This window comes from Pseudarthrobacter oxydans (assembly GCF_013314975.1).
Lineage (GTDB): Bacteria > Actinomycetota > Actinomycetes > Actinomycetales > Micrococcaceae > Arthrobacter > Arthrobacter oxydans.
In genome coordinates this window covers 40,247-57,566 of record NZ_JABTYH010000032.1, presented here as the reverse complement: position 1 = coordinate 57,566, position 17,320 = coordinate 40,247, and the positions used below count along the sequence as shown (strand labels likewise).

Annotated in this window: 15 protein-coding genes; 7 read left to right on the top strand and 8 right to left on the bottom strand. The window is 61.1% G+C overall.

Translation table 11 applies throughout. The features are described 5' to 3' along the window. Positions 1-736: 736 nt before the first annotated feature. The 5 genes from HTS88_RS22510 to HTS88_RS22505 all read left to right on the top strand — a co-directional run bounded on the left by HTS88_RS22510 (position 737) and on the right by HTS88_RS22505 (position 6,968). On the top strand, positions 737-1,087 hold the full coding sequence (locus HTS88_RS22510) for an acyltransferase family protein (protein ID WP_425515568.1): 351 nt from the start codon (positions 737-739) through the stop codon (positions 1,085-1,087). Positions 1,088-1,131: 44 nt separating this feature from the next. Then, positions 1,132-1,764 (top strand): acyltransferase family protein, encoded by a 633-nt coding sequence (locus HTS88_RS17800; protein WP_174180702.1) that lies wholly within the window; start codon positions 1,132-1,134, stop codon positions 1,762-1,764. Positions 1,765-1,975: 211 nt separating this feature from the next. Next, entirely contained in the window at positions 1,976-3,160 is a 1,185-nt protein-coding gene (locus HTS88_RS17795; RefSeq protein ID WP_343045012.1) for an O-antigen ligase family protein, read from the top strand. A gap of 243 nt (positions 3,161-3,403) precedes the next feature. Further along, positions 3,404-5,539, top strand: coding sequence for an acyltransferase family protein (locus HTS88_RS17790; RefSeq protein ID WP_174180698.1), 2,136 nt, complete (start codon positions 3,404-3,406; stop codon positions 5,537-5,539). 115 nt (positions 5,540-5,654) lie between these two features. Beyond that, positions 5,655-6,968: a MinD/ParA family ATP-binding protein gene (locus tag HTS88_RS22505; protein ID WP_174180696.1), complete on the top strand. Its 1,314-nt coding sequence runs from the start codon at positions 5,655-5,657 to the stop codon at positions 6,966-6,968. 444 nt (positions 6,969-7,412) lie between these two features. Here the strand turns inward: HTS88_RS22505 and HTS88_RS17780 are convergent, their stop codons facing one another. Both HTS88_RS17780 and HTS88_RS17775 read right to left on the bottom strand, forming a co-directional pair. Next, positions 7,413-7,877 carry an Lrp/AsnC ligand binding domain-containing protein gene (locus tag HTS88_RS17780; RefSeq protein WP_174180722.1) on the bottom strand — a complete coding sequence of 155 codons (465 nt, stop codon included), beginning with the start codon at positions 7,875-7,877 and terminating at the stop codon, positions 7,413-7,415. Positions 7,878-8,009: 132 nt separating this feature from the next. Further along, a complete protein-coding gene (locus HTS88_RS17775) occupies positions 8,010-8,183 on the bottom strand; it encodes a hypothetical protein (RefSeq protein WP_246256418.1) in 174 nt (57 codons plus the stop codon). A gap of 287 nt (positions 8,184-8,470) precedes the next feature. On the opposite strand from HTS88_RS17775, the gene HTS88_RS17770 reads away from it, so the two are divergent. Continuing rightward, the gene (locus tag HTS88_RS17770; RefSeq protein WP_217432706.1) at positions 8,471-8,797 is read left to right on the top strand and encodes a hypothetical protein; all 327 of its coding nucleotides are present in this window, start codon (positions 8,471-8,473) and stop codon (positions 8,795-8,797) included. Positions 8,798-8,880: 83 nt separating this feature from the next. Here the strand turns inward: HTS88_RS17770 and HTS88_RS17765 are convergent, their stop codons facing one another. After that, the gene (locus HTS88_RS17765) at positions 8,881-9,111 is read right to left on the bottom strand and encodes a hypothetical protein (protein ID WP_174180692.1); all 231 of its coding nucleotides are present in this window, start codon (positions 9,109-9,111) and stop codon (positions 8,881-8,883) included. Positions 9,112-9,286: 175 nt separating this feature from the next. Next, the gene (locus HTS88_RS17760; protein WP_343045010.1) at positions 9,287-9,757 is read right to left on the bottom strand and encodes an Hpt domain-containing protein; all 471 of its coding nucleotides are present in this window, start codon (positions 9,755-9,757) and stop codon (positions 9,287-9,289) included. Between the two features lie 303 nt (positions 9,758-10,060). Here HTS88_RS17760 and HTS88_RS17755 point away from each other — a divergent pair, with 303 nt between their 5' ends. Further along, positions 10,061-11,431: a DUF4832 domain-containing protein gene (locus HTS88_RS17755; RefSeq protein WP_343045009.1), complete on the top strand. Its 1,371-nt coding sequence runs from the start codon at positions 10,061-10,063 to the stop codon at positions 11,429-11,431. Positions 11,432-11,471: 40 nt separating this feature from the next. Here HTS88_RS17755 and galE read toward each other — a convergent pair whose 3' ends face one another. From galE to HTS88_RS17735, 4 genes are all read right to left on the bottom strand, one after another. Further along, the gene (gene galE / locus HTS88_RS17750) at positions 11,472-12,500 is read right to left on the bottom strand and encodes a UDP-glucose 4-epimerase GalE (RefSeq protein WP_174180716.1); all 1,029 of its coding nucleotides are present in this window, start codon (positions 12,498-12,500) and stop codon (positions 11,472-11,474) included. Further along, positions 12,496-13,578 carry a putative glycoside hydrolase gene (locus HTS88_RS17745; protein ID WP_174180690.1) on the bottom strand — a complete coding sequence of 361 codons (1,083 nt, stop codon included), beginning with the start codon at positions 13,576-13,578 and terminating at the stop codon, positions 12,496-12,498. The genes galE and HTS88_RS17745 overlap by 5 nt, the downstream gene beginning before the upstream one ends. Continuing rightward, positions 13,575-15,284, bottom strand: a complete 1,710-nt coding sequence (gene pelF / locus HTS88_RS17740; RefSeq protein WP_217432700.1) for a GT4 family glycosyltransferase PelF — start codon at positions 15,282-15,284, stop codon at positions 13,575-13,577. Before pelF ends, HTS88_RS17745 begins: the two co-directional genes overlap by 4 nt. 66 nt (positions 15,285-15,350) lie before the next feature. Then, positions 15,351-16,766 carry a hypothetical protein gene (locus HTS88_RS17735; RefSeq protein WP_174180688.1) on the bottom strand — a complete coding sequence of 472 codons (1,416 nt, stop codon included), beginning with the start codon at positions 16,764-16,766 and terminating at the stop codon, positions 15,351-15,353. Positions 16,767-17,320: the final 554 nt, after the last annotated feature.

The following is a 17,320-nucleotide window of genomic DNA, read 5'->3' as shown; positions in this document are numbered from 1 at the left end:
CTTTAAGACCTCGGCGCTGGTTCCCTTACACGGCTTCGTCAATGCGATCAGCCACGAGCTGCCCGAAGTCATCATCGTTCTGGACTCCCTCCAAGTTGTGACACGCGGCTCAGGCATGGCCGACGAGGTCCGCAGCCGGGTCCAGCGTGACACTCTCGGTGCAATATAGCTGCAAAGGAGATGCAATTTACTGGATTCTGTTTGAGCCCGCAGTTTGATCCGAAACATCTCACCGACAAATAATCCACCCGGCTCGATCCCCAACGCGCCCTGAGGCACCCCGACCACGGAATCGCCCTCAACTGCCCGTGCTGCCAGGGCTTCGTGACATCTACCGCGGCCGGCCAGAGTGCGGCAGGGAACCCACGAAAGAAGGCTCTGCGTTACTCCTAACCTGCCCGATCCCCGCAGTCGCGCGCCTCGGCTCGACACTCAAACAGGGGGGAGGCAGCGATCCTGGCCTGCTTCAACACGAACGGCGCCGCTAAGGATACTGCCGCCGAAGCGACCAATGACCTCATTAAAGCCATCCGCAAAATCGCCTTGATTTCCGCAACTTACCAATTGCAACCTCGGTACATAGTCGCGACGGGCGGCCACCGGCACCTCTGGATCAAATAGACCAACCACGCCTAACTGGGATGGGTTACTAACGCTTATCGAGACCGAGCAATAGGTAGAATTCATCGAGTGCGAACTTGGCAGGTCTCATCGCCCCGACGATGCAATGTAAGATATGCCGAGTCTCAGGTCAAAGAATATTGGGGGAACCATGGCCAGCACACTCAGTGCTCCCACGCAAATCAGCGCAAAGAAGCGAATGCAGTGGATGGACGTGATGAGGGGAGCGGCCGTACTGCTGGTGATCCTCTTTCACACTGAGAGTCAGATTAGCGGGAATCTGCCTGGGTACGAGCCTATATTCGCCATATTCAACGATGCGGTGGCGCCTTTCCGGATGCCAACTCTCATGCTTATGTCTGGCATGTTGTTACCACGTTCCCTTAGGAAGCCAGTAGGGGCCTACCTTCGAGGGAAGCTGTTTGTGATTGGGTGGCCCTACCTCCTTGGTCGACTGTCTTGCTGAGCCTTTTAGCGGCAACCGCCGGGCTAACGGGTAAGGCCACCGCCTTGGGAGATTCTAGCCGGATCTTTTACGACCCTCCGAGTTATCCCTGGTATCTCGCTTACCTTTTGATTTTCTATATTGTTGCGCTAATTGCCCCGCCAAGAGTTCGCCAGTGGGCGATTCCTGTCGCATTAGTCGGTGCCTTCTTTATACAGGACGGCAATTGGAGTCAGATGCTTTACCTGCTCGCATTCTTCTTCTTAGGAGATTTCGTAATGCGAAATTGGCAAACCCTCGAACACGTGGTATCCATGCCAGCCTTCATCTGGGCATCTGCCGCATTGGCAGTTGGAGCATCGTTAGCGTCTGCATTGGGAATTGAGGTTCGTCATCACGTTTGGTGGGCTCCCTGTGTAGCTGCTGCAGTCTTCGTCCTCCTACTACTTGCCAAGGCACTTTCCACGACTAAGCCAGGTGCCATAATCGGACTAGCTGGTCGCCAGTCCATAGTCTTCTACACGACCCATTACGTCTTCCTGATGGTGATCTTCAACGTCCTTGCTCGAATCGGTCTTGATAATTCACTGGTGCACAGCATTATTTTACCGATAACGGCTGTGGCTTTAGGTGTACTCTTTGTGAGGTTGCGGAGATTGCGATTTATCGATGTATTGTTCGTTTTCCCTTCCCGATAGATGTCGCGGAGGCGGCGACTTCAGCCGCCGATTATCATTGGCGCATGGGGAAATCACTTCTTGCAACCGGCTCCATCTGCTCCGCCATACTGAGAGGTATGCTGCGCATAGAGTGGGCTTCGTCTGAATACGTGGTGCTAGATGAGCGCCGCGTGCATCTTCTAGAGAACGGCGCCCTCGCACGGTGAAACTGCTGCACGCTTTGGTCGTAGTGATCTTTTTCCTGCTGCCCTTTTCAGAGGCGATGCCTGCATGGGCATCCGCGGCTTGGACCAGTCTTGTCTTCGCGATGATCCTCGGCTGCGCGGCTGCTGGACGGGGACGCAAACCTGTGGGCTACATTCTGTGGATCTTGGCGGCTTATCTTGCAGTCATAGGAGTGGTCACCTCGTCGGGGGCCGCTGACTCCATGCGAGGGCACCTGATTATCGGGGTGCAGGTCCTGATCTTCATAGCGGTTGCCCCGTTCGTAGCGCGGTGGCTGGCTGAAGTTGACGGGCTGTCAGGAAAAGCCGTGGGTGCTTTTCTAATAGGTCAGTCCGTTTCGGCGACGGCGGGCCTCGCACAGGCGGCAGGGGTGACCACCCTGGGCTTCAAGGCGGTCAACGGTAGAGCGTCCGGACTAGCCAGCCACCCGAATATACTCGGTCTACTTGCCGGCGTAGCGGTCGTGATCTTCCTCTATCTATTGTTCAAGACCGAAAGGCGGAACTTGCCGCTACTGACGGGCCTTGTCCTTAACATCGGGGCACTTTTTGCTTCCGGCAGTGTCAGCGCGCTCATCGCCTGCGGAGTGGGTGTAATCCTTTTCATGCTGGCGGCCCGGATTTCTCTCCGCGTTCCACTCCTCTTGGCCATTGTCGCCACCGCCGCACTTTGGCTCATGGACCAGCTCGATAGGGCTGGACTAATCCGGAGCCCAGCGAGACGATTCGCCCAGGTGACTGGGCAGACCAGTGACAAGAGCACCTTGGACATCCGTCAGAACACCTACGCCTACGCATGGGAGGGTATCCGAGCAGACCCAATCTTCGGGCGCGGCTTGGACTCCGCCTCGGGCGCTACTTACGATCACATCACTCTCACACACAACCTGCTGCTACGAACGTGGTTCCAAGGCGGGCTAGGCCTAGGCCTTGCTGCGATGCTAATCGTCGCCGCCATTGCGTCTGTAATCGTCCTTGCCGTGGTTCGCCGCCGAGACGCGGCCACTGTTGGAGTACTGGCTGTCCTCATCGGTTTCTCGATGACTTCCGCCGCACTCCAGCAGGGCTATTTCTGGCTTCTTCTCCTGGGAGCGTGGGGGCTGCTTAGTCAGCCAGTCGGCGATTCCCGGCATCGTCTTCTGGGCGGGGAGCGCCGTCTCCGCGCCACCACCTATGGAAGGCGCATGTAGATCTACCGTATCGGGCCCCGTCCGAGCGACGCGAAGGAAGTCATCGCATTGGGCAGACCGAAGTTGTTCGCGTGCATGGCGATCCAGCGTCCGGGGACGACTCATTTCGCCACGAAGTGCTCGCAACACTGGTGAAAGATCCTCACTCTGACTCGCTAGTCCCGGCCGGAAACATAACCGTTCCTATTGGCCCTGCAGGGGCCGATAGGATAAGGCTAGTCTCGGTCTCTAAATGGGGGAATTATGGTGCTCACCGCCCTGCGCAAGCGTGCGCTCAAAAAGTCCGGAAGTAAGGGATCGCTCCGGCCTGACATTCAGGGTCTCCGCGCTTTCGCCGTCGTTGTGGTGATTCTCGACCACATGCTGGGCTGGCCGTCTGGCGGGTTCGTAGGCGTGGACATCTTCTTCGTGATCTCCGGCTTCGTCATCACCGCAAGCCTTCTGCGTGAGCACGGCAAGACCGGGCACATTTCATTTGCCGGCTTCTACCGCCGACGCATCAAGCGCATCCTCCCCGCGTCCACGCTGACCCTCCTGGTTACCGTCGCGGCCGCATCCCTCTTCTTCGGCCAAGGGCGCTTCCTGTCCACGACTACAGACGCAATCTCTGCACTGTTCTTTTCAGCGAACTGGAACTTTGCGGCAGCCGGAACGGACTACTTCCAGTCCGCTGGGCCAGTGTCGCCATTGCAGCACTTCTGGTCTCTTGCAGTGGAAGAGCAGTTTTACTTCGTCTGGCCGTGGGTACTGCTCGGAACCTTGATGTTGGCCGTCAAGACAGGGCGGCAGGGCAGCGCCCGGACCCTGGGTGCGTTGGGCATTGCCATAATATGTGTCGCATCGTTTGCCTGGGCCATGCACGAATCCACCAGCTCGCCCACGCTGGCCTACTTCTCAACAGTTTCCCGCGCATGGGAACTGGGGGTCGGGGCGCTACTTGCGTTCCTGGCCCCCTGGGCAAGCCGGATACCATTCGCTGCGCGGCCCTTCCTGGCTTGGGCGGGGACGGCAGGCATGATTGCCTCGCTGTTCCTGATTACGAGCAGCTCAGTCTTCCCCGCGCCCACAGGTCTGCTGCCAGTTCTGTCCGCCGCACTCTTTATATTCGCCGGGACCGGAACGTCCGAGCATCCTGGGCTCCAACCATTTACCAACTCAGTCAGCCGCTACCTCGGAGACATCTCCTACTCGCTGTACTTATGGCATTTCCCGGTCATCATCTTCGCTGAATCACTTGCTTTAGACCGGGGAGTCGCGTTCTATGCGATCGTCAGCGTGGTCATATTTACCGTTTCGGCTTACGCATACCACTTGATCGAAGATCCCGTCAGGAAGTCTGAGTGGCTGACCGGCGGGGGCAGGCGAATGCAGAACAGGCAGCCGATAAACCAGAAGTACAAAATGACTGCTCTAAGCTTCCTTGCGGTTCTCACGCTAGCTACGACTTCAGCCGCGGTTGTCAGCAACCCATCGACCTCGGCCGTAACAGCCGCTCCGGCACCGCTAGCGGACACAAGCGCGGAAGATACGACTCCAACAGGACAACTCGCAGTGCGTATACAGGCCGCTCTTGCTGCAACGGATTGGCCTGATTTTGAACCTGCGATAGCGAATATGGCGGACCAGCGGGTCCCCCAATGGACGGAGAACGGGTGTCTTGATGTCACCCCCGGGAACATCGATAGCTGCGTTTACGGGGTGCTCGACTCACAAAAGACTGCCGTTGTCCTTGGGGATTCGATAGCCACGAGCTGGCTGCCAGCAGTTATAGGAGCGCTAGAGCCAAACGGGTATCGAGTTCAGGCGATCACGAAACAGGGCTGCCCGTTTGCGCGAACCGAAGTTTTTGCCAATATGAGCAGCACCACTCCATACGCCGCCTGCACTGCGCATAAGGAATGGGCTGCAGAGAGGGTCAACGAATTGAGCCCGGACCTAGTTATCATTTCTGACTCCGCCCTCTCGATAAGGCGCCTCGTGAGCAAGGCCAGCGGACCGGCCGCCCAGGCCGAGTGGACCGCGGCCTACTCCAGCGCTTTGGGCTCGTTGCCCGAGTCATCGAAGGTTGTTTCTCTGATGACGCCCCCGGGAGCAAAAAACTTGCAGGAATGCTTTACGCCGTTGTCGAAACCCTCAGATTGCTCGGCGCCAGTACCAGCTGACTGGGAGACGCTGAAAGCGGCGGAGTCAGCCGCAGCAGCTGACCACGACGCAGTCTTCATTGATACCAAGCCGTGGTTCTGCTTCCAAGACGTTTGCCCTGCCTTCGCTGGAAACAGGGCTATCTTCGCTGATGCTGGTCACCTTACTGGAGCGTTTAGTGAAGAACTGGGGCCTGTTCTAGCTCAAGCTTTCAGGCAATCTGGCATTTCAGGGTAGAAATTCAACAGCAGCGTTGACTCGCGTCTGATCCGACTGTACGGCGAGACGCCCTAGACTTGCTGTTTGAACCAGTGCTGCAAAAAAAGTTTGCCGAACGTTTTGGGGGACAGACATGCCCGATCCGGCGGATCAGAACGCACGCGCCCACGCAGAGGATGCAGGGCAGCCGCAGCGGCGCCGACGCCGTGACCTTCGTCGCGGTAACGATGAGCTGACGGATGCCCGGACAGGAACCATGCCAGTAGTTACGCCCAGCTCCTCCGGCCAATCTGAACCAGGCGCGTCCCTGACGCGACGGACATCTTGGGCGGAGGCTGCTGCGGCTGCCGACGCAGCAAGTCCGGTGACTCAAGTGCCCGCACCCACCCGGCTCCCGGCATCGGCGCAGCAGGCGGGCGCGGACACCATCAACGCCGTCACGGGTGCGACTGGTATTGAGATGCCGGCTTTCCGCCGGGCCCGGCCCACAGTTGCAGATACCATCGCTGAAAATCCTATGCCGGACTTCGTTAGTTCACCTGGACTGTTTGTGAAGGAACAGAAACCTCGGCCGAGAGGCGGCATCCGGGGTGCGGTATACAAGGTGACAGGCGGCGTCTGGAACCTCGGCCCAGGCCCGAAGCAGCGCCAGGAGGAAGAGCTGGGCCGCCGCATCTCTCGGCAGCTGCAGGGGAGTTACAACACCGCTGTTCTGAGCCTCAAAGGCGGTATCGGAAAGACGTCCACGACCGTGGGCGTAGGCCTGACGCTGGCCGAGTACCGCGGCGATGCGCCCTGCGCCATCGACGCTAACCCCGACTCCGGAGACCTGGTGGAACGCGCCCTAGGGGAGGGCATCTACCAGCAGTCCAGTCCGCGCACGATCACGGACTTGCTCCGGAACATTGAGTCGATTGACTCCCTCACCGCTCTGGCCCGCTACATGCACCACGCTGGCCGGTTGCACCTCATCGCGGGTGAGCAGGATCCGGAAGTTTCCGACTCGCTGACCGCGGAGGAATATCTGCGGATCCGCAAGCTTATCTCCGCTTATTACTCGGTAGCGCTCACCGACTGCGGCACCGGCGTCACCCACAACGCCATGAGCGGGATCCTGCAGTCAGCGGACAACCTAGTCATCGCCGCTGGCTACGCAGTCAGCGGAGCCAAGCGTGCCCGCAGCACCCTGCAGTGGCTCGCCAGCCATGGATACGAGGATCTGGCCCGAAACGCAATTGTGGTGATCACGGACAAAGACGAGGTTTCTTCGCGCGTTGACAAGGACGCTATTGAGGAGCACCTGGCCGGCATCTGCCGAGAGCTTATCGCTGTCCCGCACGACCGCGGTGTGGCCGACGGCGACCTAGTGACACTCGATGTACTAAAGCCTGAGACTCGCCGCGCCTACAAGGAGATTGCTGCTGCAATTGTGGACGGGTATCGGTAAGTCGTTCTTCGCTGTAGGTAGCCGGGTGCTCTCTATCCCAACTTCTGTGGCAGGAGTAAGTAGTCTCGGGGGAGATATTAGAGTAGTAAGCACTCGTGTGCCCGGGAGACTATGTTTCCTAGGCTCTGGGCATGGAGCGAGGAAACTATGGCCGACGGCTACAGCGCAAGCGTTCGCGGCCCACAGACGAAGATATTCAAGATCTCATCGCCCTGATCAACAAAGATGAGAGAGCAGTGAAGGTTACTGTCTTTGGACCCAGCCGCAGCCGCGCTATGGTTGTCGGCAGCCCTTTCGCCGCCATATATAAGTGGTCTGCCAGCTTCCTTCGTCACCGCACTGCCCGCTAGGTCCTGTACGAATTCGGGGTACCCGCTTTCGACCTTGGGTGTTCCTGCGCTGGCAATGGCAGCAGGACTCATTCGACAAAAGCCTGCCACTGACCTAGCGCGTATCCAGGTCTTCGAACACCAGGAACGTCTGGGTATCCAGCACGCCCGGCATGGTCTGCAGCTGGTCGAAGATCACCCGGCGCAGGTCGATGTTGTCCACGGCGCGGACCAGCAGGATCACGTCGAAGTCGCCGCCCACCAGGGCCACGTGGTGCACCTCGGGGATGGCGCCCAGCTGGTCCCGGAGCTCCCGCCAGGCGTCTTGCTTCAGCTTCAACGTCACGTAGGCGGAGGACCGCAGCCCTGCTTTGATCGGGTCCACCAATGCCGTGAACTTGGACAGCACGCCCTCGCCCGTCAGCCTCGCAATGCGCGTATAGGCATGCGCCCGGGAGATGTGGACGTTCTCCGCTACCTGCGTCACGGACATCCGGCCGTCCCGGGTCAGCTCCGCAATGATCCTGCGGTCGATCTCATCCAGCGGGACGGGTTCCGTCCCGGCATCCTTGGCTGCCACTGCGCCCACGGCCCCCGTCAGTAATCTGCCACACTTATAACTCGTCTTCAGTGTAGGCAGAACCGCCCAGTATCGTTGCCGTTTTAGAGGATGCCGGATGCGAAAGCCCGGCCGAAGCCGTAGTTACAGGGACTAGTGGCTGTTGGCCTCCTGAAGCCGAGAGGCGGTGCGGAGGAACTCGCAGTCGCTGGGGGAGAGGGCAGTTTCGCCGTGCCTGTCCTGCTCCAGTTCCTCTCCCGTGGCCTTCGCGATGGCTGTCACCACGGTCCGGGGAGGATCCTGCACCCGGGATTGTCCACCAGCCATTGCCGCGTTCCAGGCTCAAGCCGGTCCCACAACTTCTCAACGTTCAGACAGACGTCCCCACCTTTGAAATTTCGTTTTGTATGGAAAACCGCGGTGCCCGCTGCGGCCAGGAAGCGCAGGACTGCATGTGTGCCCTGCGCGTCCTCCGAGTGTGGTCCCCGCGCAAGGAAAGGGTCAAGGGTCTTTCGGCACGGGTGCCACCCTAGGTCACGCCAGAAACGCTGCGGAGATACTATGTGGGCGTGGCGGCTGCGGACGCGGGGCAGCCAGAAGGGGGTGTCCGGAGCATGAGGGGTAGGCAGCGCCGGGAGGGCGGTCCTCTGCGGCCGATGCTGTCCAAATGGGCGCGGAGCCACCGAAAGGCGCTCGGCCTGGCGGGGGCTGTGGCGGCAGCCGGCATGGCAGTCGTGTGGACTGTCATCGTGCCGGACAAGGCCGCGCAAACCTCCGGAGTGCAGGAACTTGCCATCCGCTGGGGGCATCCGGTCTGCTGGGCGCTCCTGGCCGTCGTGGGCGTCCTGGTTGCCCTGGATGCACCCAAGCGGACCCGTGACGGCATCGCGATCACGGCCGCTGCGTGCTACGTAGCCTTCCTCGCGGGAACGCTGCTCTAGCAGCGGGACGGAACTCTGGCGAACAGAACGCAGGCCCAGCACCGTGTCCTTACCACTGATGCGTAGGCTGACTTGGGCCGTGGTTACGGGGACTTGTGGCTGCTGGCGTCCTGAAGACGGGAGGCGGTGCGGATGAACTCGCAGTCGCTGGGGGAGAGGACAGTTTCACCGTGCCGGTCCTGCTCCAGCTCTTCCCCCGTGGCCTTCGCGATGGCGGCCACCACGGTCCGGGGAAGGATCCTGCACCCGGGATTGTCCACCAGCCATTGCCGCGTTCCAGGCTCAAGCCGGTCCCACAACTTCTCAATGTTCATTACAGACGCCCCACCTGTGTAATTTCGCTGTGTATGGAATATCGCCGGTGCCCGCTGCGGCCAGGAAGCCTCAGGACTGCATGCGTCCCCTCCGTGCCCTGCGGGTCCTCCGAGTGTGGTCCACGCACACAAGAGGGGTCTAGGGTCTTTCGGCACGTAGCGCGATCAGGGGTGTCTACCTCCGGTTCACGGATCCCGCCCGCGACCATTGATCCAGGATGTGCACCGTCTGGCTGCCACACCGGGCGATGGGACTTAAGAATGCCGCTGCCAGCTTGGGCAGTGCCATCGTGTCTGAGCGCGAAGCGCCACCGCGCATTTCCGCTTCCAGATCCATGACTAGGAGAGCCAGCCGCTCTGCACCCACCATCTGGCTGGACGTTTTCAGGCTTAACACTGCGTCCACGGCTGCTTCCAGATCTCCGGTTGTCAGCGCCAGCCGCAGCCGTTCGATCCTGCCAGGCAGGCACGTGATGAAGTTGGCGACAAAGGTCTTCGTGTACCCCTCGCCGTCGTCGTCCAGTTCTTTTCCCAGCCGGTCGAGGACTGACCGGTCAACGAGCCGGGCGGCGTCCGCGGGGCGGGCCGCGACGGCCCTCTTCATTGGGGCTCCCCGCTCATCCTGCCGGATTTGTTGATGGCTCATATTTCCTTCCCTTGGGCCGGGGCTGATCCGTGCCCCGAAATTCTGAAAAAAGATTTGTGCTTTCTTGAGGACATTCCTGTTTCAAGCCTTATGATCAGTCCCACGTGCTGAGGTTGCAGTGCCGCCAGGGGTGGTGGCGTGGTACGTCCTGGTCTCACCGGTGTTTGTCACTGCTTGGTCTCATTGGTGCTTGGCACCGTGTCTCAGGGGGAAGTGCAATTGAATACATTGAGGTATTGCCTGCTGGGGAGCAAGCGACGCGGACGGCTTTTTACTGACGCATTTGTCTCCTGCTTTGCAGCGGTGCTGTTGCTGATAGTCCCGTCCGCGTCCACCATTCCCGCAGCCGAAGCGGCGGACGCACCGGGGGAGTGGGTTTCCCTGGCGGCCGGTCCCGTTCCAGCGAGTAATCCCTTGGAGGGTTTCGTTCCGTACGCAGGCAGTTATACCAAGGTGCCGCACTCCATGGAGTGGTTCTACGTCCCGGTGAACTCTGTTGTGGTAGGCCCCGGAACGTATGACTGGGCCAGTTTTGACTCGCAGTTGAACGCCATCTCCGCACGCGGTCACCAGGCAGTTTTCAGGTTCTACCTTGATTACCCCGGCAAGGCCTCTGGCATTCCCGAGTACCTGCTGGCCTCGGGACTTGCCACCCGCACCTATACGGACCACGGCAACGGTGGTGCGAGTGTCTCCCCAAATTACGAGGACCCACGCCTGCTGGAAGCCCTGGATGGTTTCATTGCAGCCCTGGGGTCCCGCTACAACGGCGATCCGCGGATCGGGTTCATCCAGATGGGCCTCCTGGGCTTCTGGGGCGAATGGCATACCTACCCTCATGACGGGTGGGCGTCCGCCGAGAACTGGCTCGCATCGCCAGCCTCCCAGCAGCGCGTGTTGAAGGCCTACACGAAGGCCTTCACCAAAACCAAGCTCCAGGTCAGGTACCCGGACGCCGCCAACAGCAACCTGAACGTGGGCTACCACGACGACTCCTTCGCCGTGAGCACATTGGCGGGGACCGGGTGGCATTTCATGGACAAAATGGCGCAGGCCGGCGCCACCCAGAAATGGCTCACCCAGCCAGTGGGCGGAGAACTCAGGCCCGAAATCCAGCACTGCATTTTTGACACTCCCATGCTCTGCCCCGTGGTGGAAAGCGGTGCCGACAACAAATTCACGGACAGCGTGCAAGCCACCCACGCCTCTTGGCTCCTGAACCAGCACGGCTTCAGCCCCGGATACACGGGACAGTCGCTCAGCAACGCCACCGCGGCCGCCCAGTCCCTGGGCTACCGGTTCCACGCGACCTCCTTCGCCATCACCCGCGGAACCGTGGCCGGGCAGAGCGACGTCAGTGTGATGGTCAGCAACGTGGGGGTGGCTCCTTTCTATTACGACTGGCCTATACAGATCGCCGCTCTGGACAGTGCAGGAAACATGGTCCGGACATGGGGAACGTCGTGGAAGCTCACCGCCGTGAAGCCCGGGATGTCGGTCCAGTGGAAGTCCCCTGTGAGCGTCAGCGGGCTGGCCCCCGGCACCTACACCCTCGTGGTGCGCGCCGTTAACCCGCTCGCAAACGGAATGCCCCTGCGCTTCGCCAACGCATCCCAGGACCAGACCAAACCGGGCTGGCTGACCTTGGGGCGCAAGTACCTCCCCGCTCCCTGAAGGCCCGACGGCGGAACTCGCCGGCCGCCGTCGGGCCCCCTCATGCAGGTCGTGTGCTGGTCCGGTACCCGTCGGGGTTGTTGTGCTGCCAGCGCCAGGAGTCTGCGCACATGCTCTCCAGGGTCTCTGACGCTTTCCAGCCGAGATGGTGGAACGCCCTGGACGGGTCAGCCAGGCTGACGGGGGCGTCTCCCGGACGCCGGTCCACGACCTCGTAGGGGATGGTGGTGCCCGACGCAGTTTCAAAAGCATGGATGATGTCCAGGACCGAGTAGCCCTGGCCGGTTCCCAGGTTCCACGTGTGCAGCCCCCGGTGGTCGGCCAGGTAGTTCAACGCCGCGGCGTGGCCTGCGGCGAGGTCCATGACATGGATGTAGTCGCGCACTCCTGTTCCATCAGGAGTGGGATAGTCGTTGCCGAAAACACTGACTTTGTCCCGGCGGCCCACGGCTACCTGGGTGACGAAAGGGAAGAGATTGTTGGGCGGACCCTGCGGGTCTTCCCCGATGAGCCCGGAGGGGTGGGCCCCCACAGGGTTGAAGTAGCGCAGGAGCGCTATCCGCCACCGCTCGTCAGCGGCCTGCAGATCCGTCAGGATCTCTTCGATGTGCTGTTTGGTCCGGCCATAGGGATTCGTAGCCCTCAGCGGAAGGTCTTCCCTCAACGGCATGTCAGGGTTCGCCCCATAGACAGTGGCCGACGAGCTGAACACCAGGTTCCGGACGCCATGGGCGTCCATGGTCTCCAGGAGGTTCAGTGTTCCGGTGACGTTGTTGCGGAAGTAGCGCAGGGGCTGGCTGACTGACTCTCCCACGGCCTTGTAGCCGGCAAAGTGGATCACCGCCTCAATACCCCCCTGGCTGAAGATCTTCTCCAGGCAAGAGGTATCAGCGATGTCCCCCTCGACAAACGTAACGTCCCGTCCCGCGAGTCTCTCCACCCGCAGCAGTGACTCGGAGGAGGAGTTGCTGAGGTTATCAATGACCGTGATGTCGTGTCCGGCCTCGAGCAAACCGAGGATTGTGTGCGATCCGATGTACCCGCAGCCGCCGGTGATGAGTATCTTAATGGTTCTGCCCTCGCTGATAGATGACGCCCCGCTGTGCAGGCAGGACCAGGGATGATGGGGCCGGGTTTCCTGCTGCGTCCACCAGGCCGGACGGCACCTTGATCCGGCGCCTGCGGCGGCCGTCGTTGTTGAAATTCACAGCAGCCCATCCGTCGCTGAACTCCCTGGACCAGACGTGGTGGCGGCCCTTCGGTTGTTCTTTGGGGTTGCCCAGCGCCCAATCGAGTGCGGGGATGTGCTGCGTGCGGCTGTAGTCGTCGTGCGCGGTGGCCGAGAAGGAACCCCGGCCGCCGCTGAAGATCCAGAAAGCCGCCAGCCCGTACGTGAAGTTGGGATGGTTGTCATTCCCGTCGGTGGGTACGCGCAGGATGGACAGGCCCGGGCCTTCCGCTTGGGGAAGCTGTGCCTCGGCAGTGTTGGGATCAAAAAGGTTCTCCGGCCCGTAGCCCAGCCAGACTTCCTCGAACCCGCCCCCGTAGGCTGCGTGGGAGGCCCAGCGGCCGGGGAGCCGCCGTGATTCGGCGATGTTGGGCACCAGGATCTTGTGAACGTGGTTCAGGGACTGGCCGGCGGCGTGCACCAGGAGGTCAAGCCCGCCCCGCAGGTCAGCCATCGAGGAGGCTTCCCGGATGGGCAGGTTCAGCTGGTAGTAGTCCTCGAACACGTCGTTGTCAGCCATCACACCGTCAAAGGGCGAGTCCGCCAGTTCCGCAGTGACATTCTGGACCCAGCGTGCACGGTACCCGGGGTCCTGCACGTTCATCTGCCAGTGCCCGCCGTAGCCGTTCCACTCAATGCGGGAACCGTCCAGCCGGGCGGCGAACCAGTTCCCGCCCTGGTCCTCCGCCTCCTTGTATGACACCCCTGAGCTGAAGACCGGCCCGGGCTCATAATCCCGGGTTGAGGACAGGCACTTGTAGCAAAGGACTGTCATGTCCGGGCGGCGCCGCTTAAGCTCAGCTGCCGCGTCCAGTTCCCAGGGCTGCAGGATGGCGGCGCGGTAATGCTCGGCCGCGAACGCCGTCTGCTCCGGGGTGATTGGATCGCCGTATCGGATCCACGCGCCAACACCGCTCACAGCTCTGCCGGAGCCAGTTCATCTTCTGGGAACTGAACCATGTCCCCGACAATCGGAAGATCGCCCAGGGCACGGTAGATCTGGTTGTACGAGGACATGACCTCGTGCATCTGGAACAGTTCCTGGACCCGCTTGCGGGCGTTGGCAGCATAGGCGGCGTAGGAATCCAGGTTGCCGATGACGGCCTGGATGCCGTCAGCCATCTGTTGAACGTCGCCCGGGGTGACGGTTTCACCGCACGGACCTATGGTCCGTCCGTCCGTAGTGATGAGGTCATCGGCAATCTGCTGCGCCACGCCTCCCACGTCGGAGCCAACAGTGGGGATGCCGGCGGCCATGGCCTCGAGGATGACGATTGGCTGGCCTTCGTTGTAGCTGGGAAGGACCAGGAGGTCGAACTGGTCAAGCATCTCGCGGACGTGGACTGTCCCGTGGATGGTGACGTGGTCGTGGAGGCCCAGGGCGTCGATCTTCGCGAGGCAGGCTTCGAAGTATTCGGGGACGTGTTCGGTGGGGCCCAGGACGTCCAGGTGCAGGTTGGGGTACCCGCGGTCCCGCAAAATGTCCATGCTGGACAGCAGATCCAGGAGACCCTTGATGGGGACTACCCGGGCGATGTACACAAGGTGCCAGACGTAGTCCGCGCCTTCCTGCTCCATTGTGGCCAGGGCATGTTGGCGGGCGCGGTACTTTTCGTCGAACTCTTCAATGACCATGCCATTGGGCACCACAACTGACTTGTCGATGTCGGTCCCCAGCCGCGCTGCCTCAGTGATGGCACTCGGGTAGAGATAGGTGATGAGCCGTGCGCTGGGGTAGCAGAACCGGCCCATTTCCGTCCACCAGGCCATCCATGCACGCTGTTCAGCGGTCACGTCGAACGTCCGGTAATCGTCTGCGGTGATGGACAGCGCCATGTTGCGGTCCAGCAGGGTGTTGACGGTGTCGCGGACGTAGAGGTTGTGCTCGGTCAGCAGGAATGAGGTGTCATGGTCCCGTGCTGCTGCTGCCCCGAGCAACGAAGCATAGCCAGTGGTGTGGGCGTGGTAGACGCTGGCGCGGGGCATGGTTTCACCGAGAACGGCGAAGGCAAGGGAGAAGAAGTTGCGCAGTGTCCAGAACGAGTTCGCCAGGGAGAGGTTCAGCTGGGGCATGCGGTCCTGCAGGGTTTGCATGAATTCCCTTGACCCGAGCAGGGCCCACAGGGGGTACCGGCGGGTGCGCTCGTTCAGGCCTTCGTCGATCAGTTCCCACAGGCCGTCAACGTCACCGTGTTCGGACAGCGCGTAGAGGGCGTCAAAGAGCCGGTGGGAAAGTTCCTCACGCTGCAGTGGCGTCATGCCCAGGTCTTTGACCGATACGGCGAGGAAGTCCTCCCGGTGTTCTTCCATGCTGAGGAATACCGTGCGGACCCAGCGCACGTTGGAGGGCATCCCGTACAGGTCGGTCAGCGGTGCATCTGAATCCCAGGTGATGTGGATGATGCCGTAGCTCAGGTCAGGGTTGTGGGTGACGATGTCGTGAACTACTGCCGAGACCCCTCCCTTGAGGTACGGGTAGGTGGACTCCATCACGATGGCTACATCGACGTCGTCGTACACCGGCTTGGGAGCCGCCTCGGTGGGGGCAGCCGCCAATGGCGGCAGGGCCTTTGGCTGCTTGGTCCGGCTTCTTGCGATCGAGTACAAAGTTTTCCCCTTAGGCATTCTGAACGTTTAGGCGTATGGCGTTGATGGGGCGGAGAGTCTCCGCCGGGATAGGCAGGCGGCGGGTTACCAGGTGGTGGCGTGGCGCCAGAAGAGCGTGTATTCCGGCTGGCTCCAGTGATGCTTGTAAAGCATCCAGGCGACGGCGATCAGGACGGCGTCCACCGCCCCCAACAACAGGTAACTTCCGGCTGCACCGGTGAGGGGGCCAAACAGTCCGCCGGCCGCGAACGCGAGTACACAGACCGCCAGGTGAACTCCTCCGAGGATCTGGGGCGTGGCCTTTTCGCCGATGAAATCCAGTTCATAACTCAGCAGGGTCAGGACCATGAATCCCCACGATGCGGCGGCAGCCGCCACCGCCAGCAGCGTGTGCAGGGGATCAACACCTGCCATGACCAGGGACACCGACAGTGTCAGCAGGGCTGCAATCGCGCCGGTGAGCACTACCGATCGGTCCACAACGCGGGTCAGCCGCCGGGAACTTCCCTTGAGCGAGCTGATGGGCGCTTCGGCGATGTCCCGATGCAGGCCGTTGAGAGCCCTGTCCACGGACGGCGCAAGATGGACGAAGTAGAAGTTGTAGGCAATGACCGCCGGCAGCATGGCAGCGAACACTGCGACCACTTGGAAGTCGCCTTTGGTGACCAGGAACAGGGCGAACTTGTCAGCCCACAGGACTGCTCCCATGAGGAGCCCGCGGACCAGGTCAAGGCTGAACACCCGCATGCTGAGGCGCTGGGAAAAGCCCAGATGGCGAAGGCCCGAACGCATGGCTATGAGCTGTGTAACAGTTCCGACCAGGGGCGGAAGCCACCACACGGTAGGAGCGATGAAGAGCGCAGCTGCATAGCCTGACCAGGCGATGGCCCACAGGCCACGGCGGTTTGCCACGTTGGCCAGTACCAGTGACTGGACAAAGAGCAGATGCAGGACACAGAGGACTGCATAATCGAGCATCACCGTGGCGGACCATCCCGACGCCAACCACATGGGCACCGCGAACACCGCGATCAGGGGGAGGGTCTGCACAAAGATCATGGGCCAGAACTGGCAAAACCTCCGCGTAATGTCCTCGAGGTTCCGCTCTGCCATGAGGTCTCCGAGCACCCGGTAGATCGGCAGGCATGCTGCCTGGGCCATCCAGGGGACGGTGATGGAGGAGGCCAGCACCACCAGCGTCAGCGGCACTCCATCCACGTTCACGGCAGCCATGGAAGGGCTGACCAGTGGGTACACGATGTTCAGCAGGAGTACGGGGGAGAGGTACAGGAGAAGAGCGGCCCCCAGCCGCTCAGGTGCCTGGGCATCCCCGCTGCGGTTCGGCGCGGCGATGCCGGGCCTGACGATCAGGGCCAGGGCCAGCAGGAAGGGCAGCGCAGCTGCTGCAACCACGGGAAGGTCCGCGCCGTCGGGAAAGAGCTGAACGACACCGGGTACAAGAGCCGACAGCACAAGTCCTACGACAATGACCATGGACATCTGACGGGTGTACGAATCGTGCAACAAGGACTTCAAAAGATGTGTTCTTTCCTCTAGGACAAGCTGGTGCGCTCGGTGGAGCTGGGTTGAGAAGCCCGGCCAAGCCGCTGAGCGGGTTGCATGCGGGCATGAAGAAGCCCGCCGGTCCCTCTTCGATGATGAGGACGCGGCAGGCGGTGGACGGTGCTATTAAGGGCGGAACTCGATGGGCGGACGGGTAAAAGGAGTCGACGGCGGACTGGGGGACCAGCCTGGTCTCAGGGGGCTGGCTTCCGCCGTCGACTCCGGCTGGCGCCGGCCCCGCGAGGGACCGAAATCTAACAACCTAATTAGAAACGGGAAATCATGGCCAATACACGAGTAGCGGGTACTCTATTTCTCGCAGCAGCATTACCTGCCTTCCCGGTACAACCAATTGAACAGGTGAGTTCTCAGAATTTTCCTTCGATATACGCAAGGCTCCGTCAAATTAAGCGACTTTCTCAAGATTTCCTCAGATTTGTCGCGCTGCGCCTCGTGCTGAGCATCACCCCAGTTCAGGGGCTTGTGAGCGA

What these genes read in the sequence shown, in the direction of transcription:
- HTS88_RS22510 (WP_425515568.1), top strand. Translation starts at nt 737, where the DNA reads ATGCCGAGTCTCAGGTCAAAGAATATTGGGGGAACCATGGCCAGCACA.
- HTS88_RS17790 (WP_174180698.1), top strand. Translation starts at nt 3,404, where the DNA reads ATGGTGCTCACCGCCCTGCGCAAGCGTGCGCTCAAAAAGTCCGGAAGT.
- HTS88_RS22505 (WP_174180696.1), top strand. Translation starts at nt 5,655, where the DNA reads ATGCCCGATCCGGCGGATCAGAACGCACGCGCCCACGCAGAGGATGCA.
- HTS88_RS17775 (WP_246256418.1), bottom strand. Translation starts at nt 8,183, where the DNA reads ATGGCTGGTGGACAATCCCGGGTGCAGGATCCTCCCCGGACCGTGGTG.
- HTS88_RS17770 (WP_217432706.1), top strand. Translation starts at nt 8,471, where the DNA reads ATGAGGGGTAGGCAGCGCCGGGAGGGCGGTCCTCTGCGGCCGATGCTG.
- HTS88_RS17765 (WP_174180692.1), bottom strand. Translation starts at nt 9,111, where the DNA reads ATGAACATTGAGAAGTTGTGGGACCGGCTTGAGCCTGGAACGCGGCAA.
- HTS88_RS17760 (WP_343045010.1), bottom strand. Translation starts at nt 9,757, where the DNA reads ATGAGCCATCAACAAATCCGGCAGGATGAGCGGGGAGCCCCAATGAAG.
- pelF (WP_217432700.1), bottom strand. Translation starts at nt 15,284, where the DNA reads ATGCCTAAGGGGAAAACTTTGTACTCGATCGCAAGAAGCCGGACCAAG.
- HTS88_RS17735 (WP_174180688.1), bottom strand. Translation starts at nt 16,766, where the DNA reads ATGTCCATGGTCATTGTCGTAGGACTTGTGCTGTCGGCTCTTGTACCC.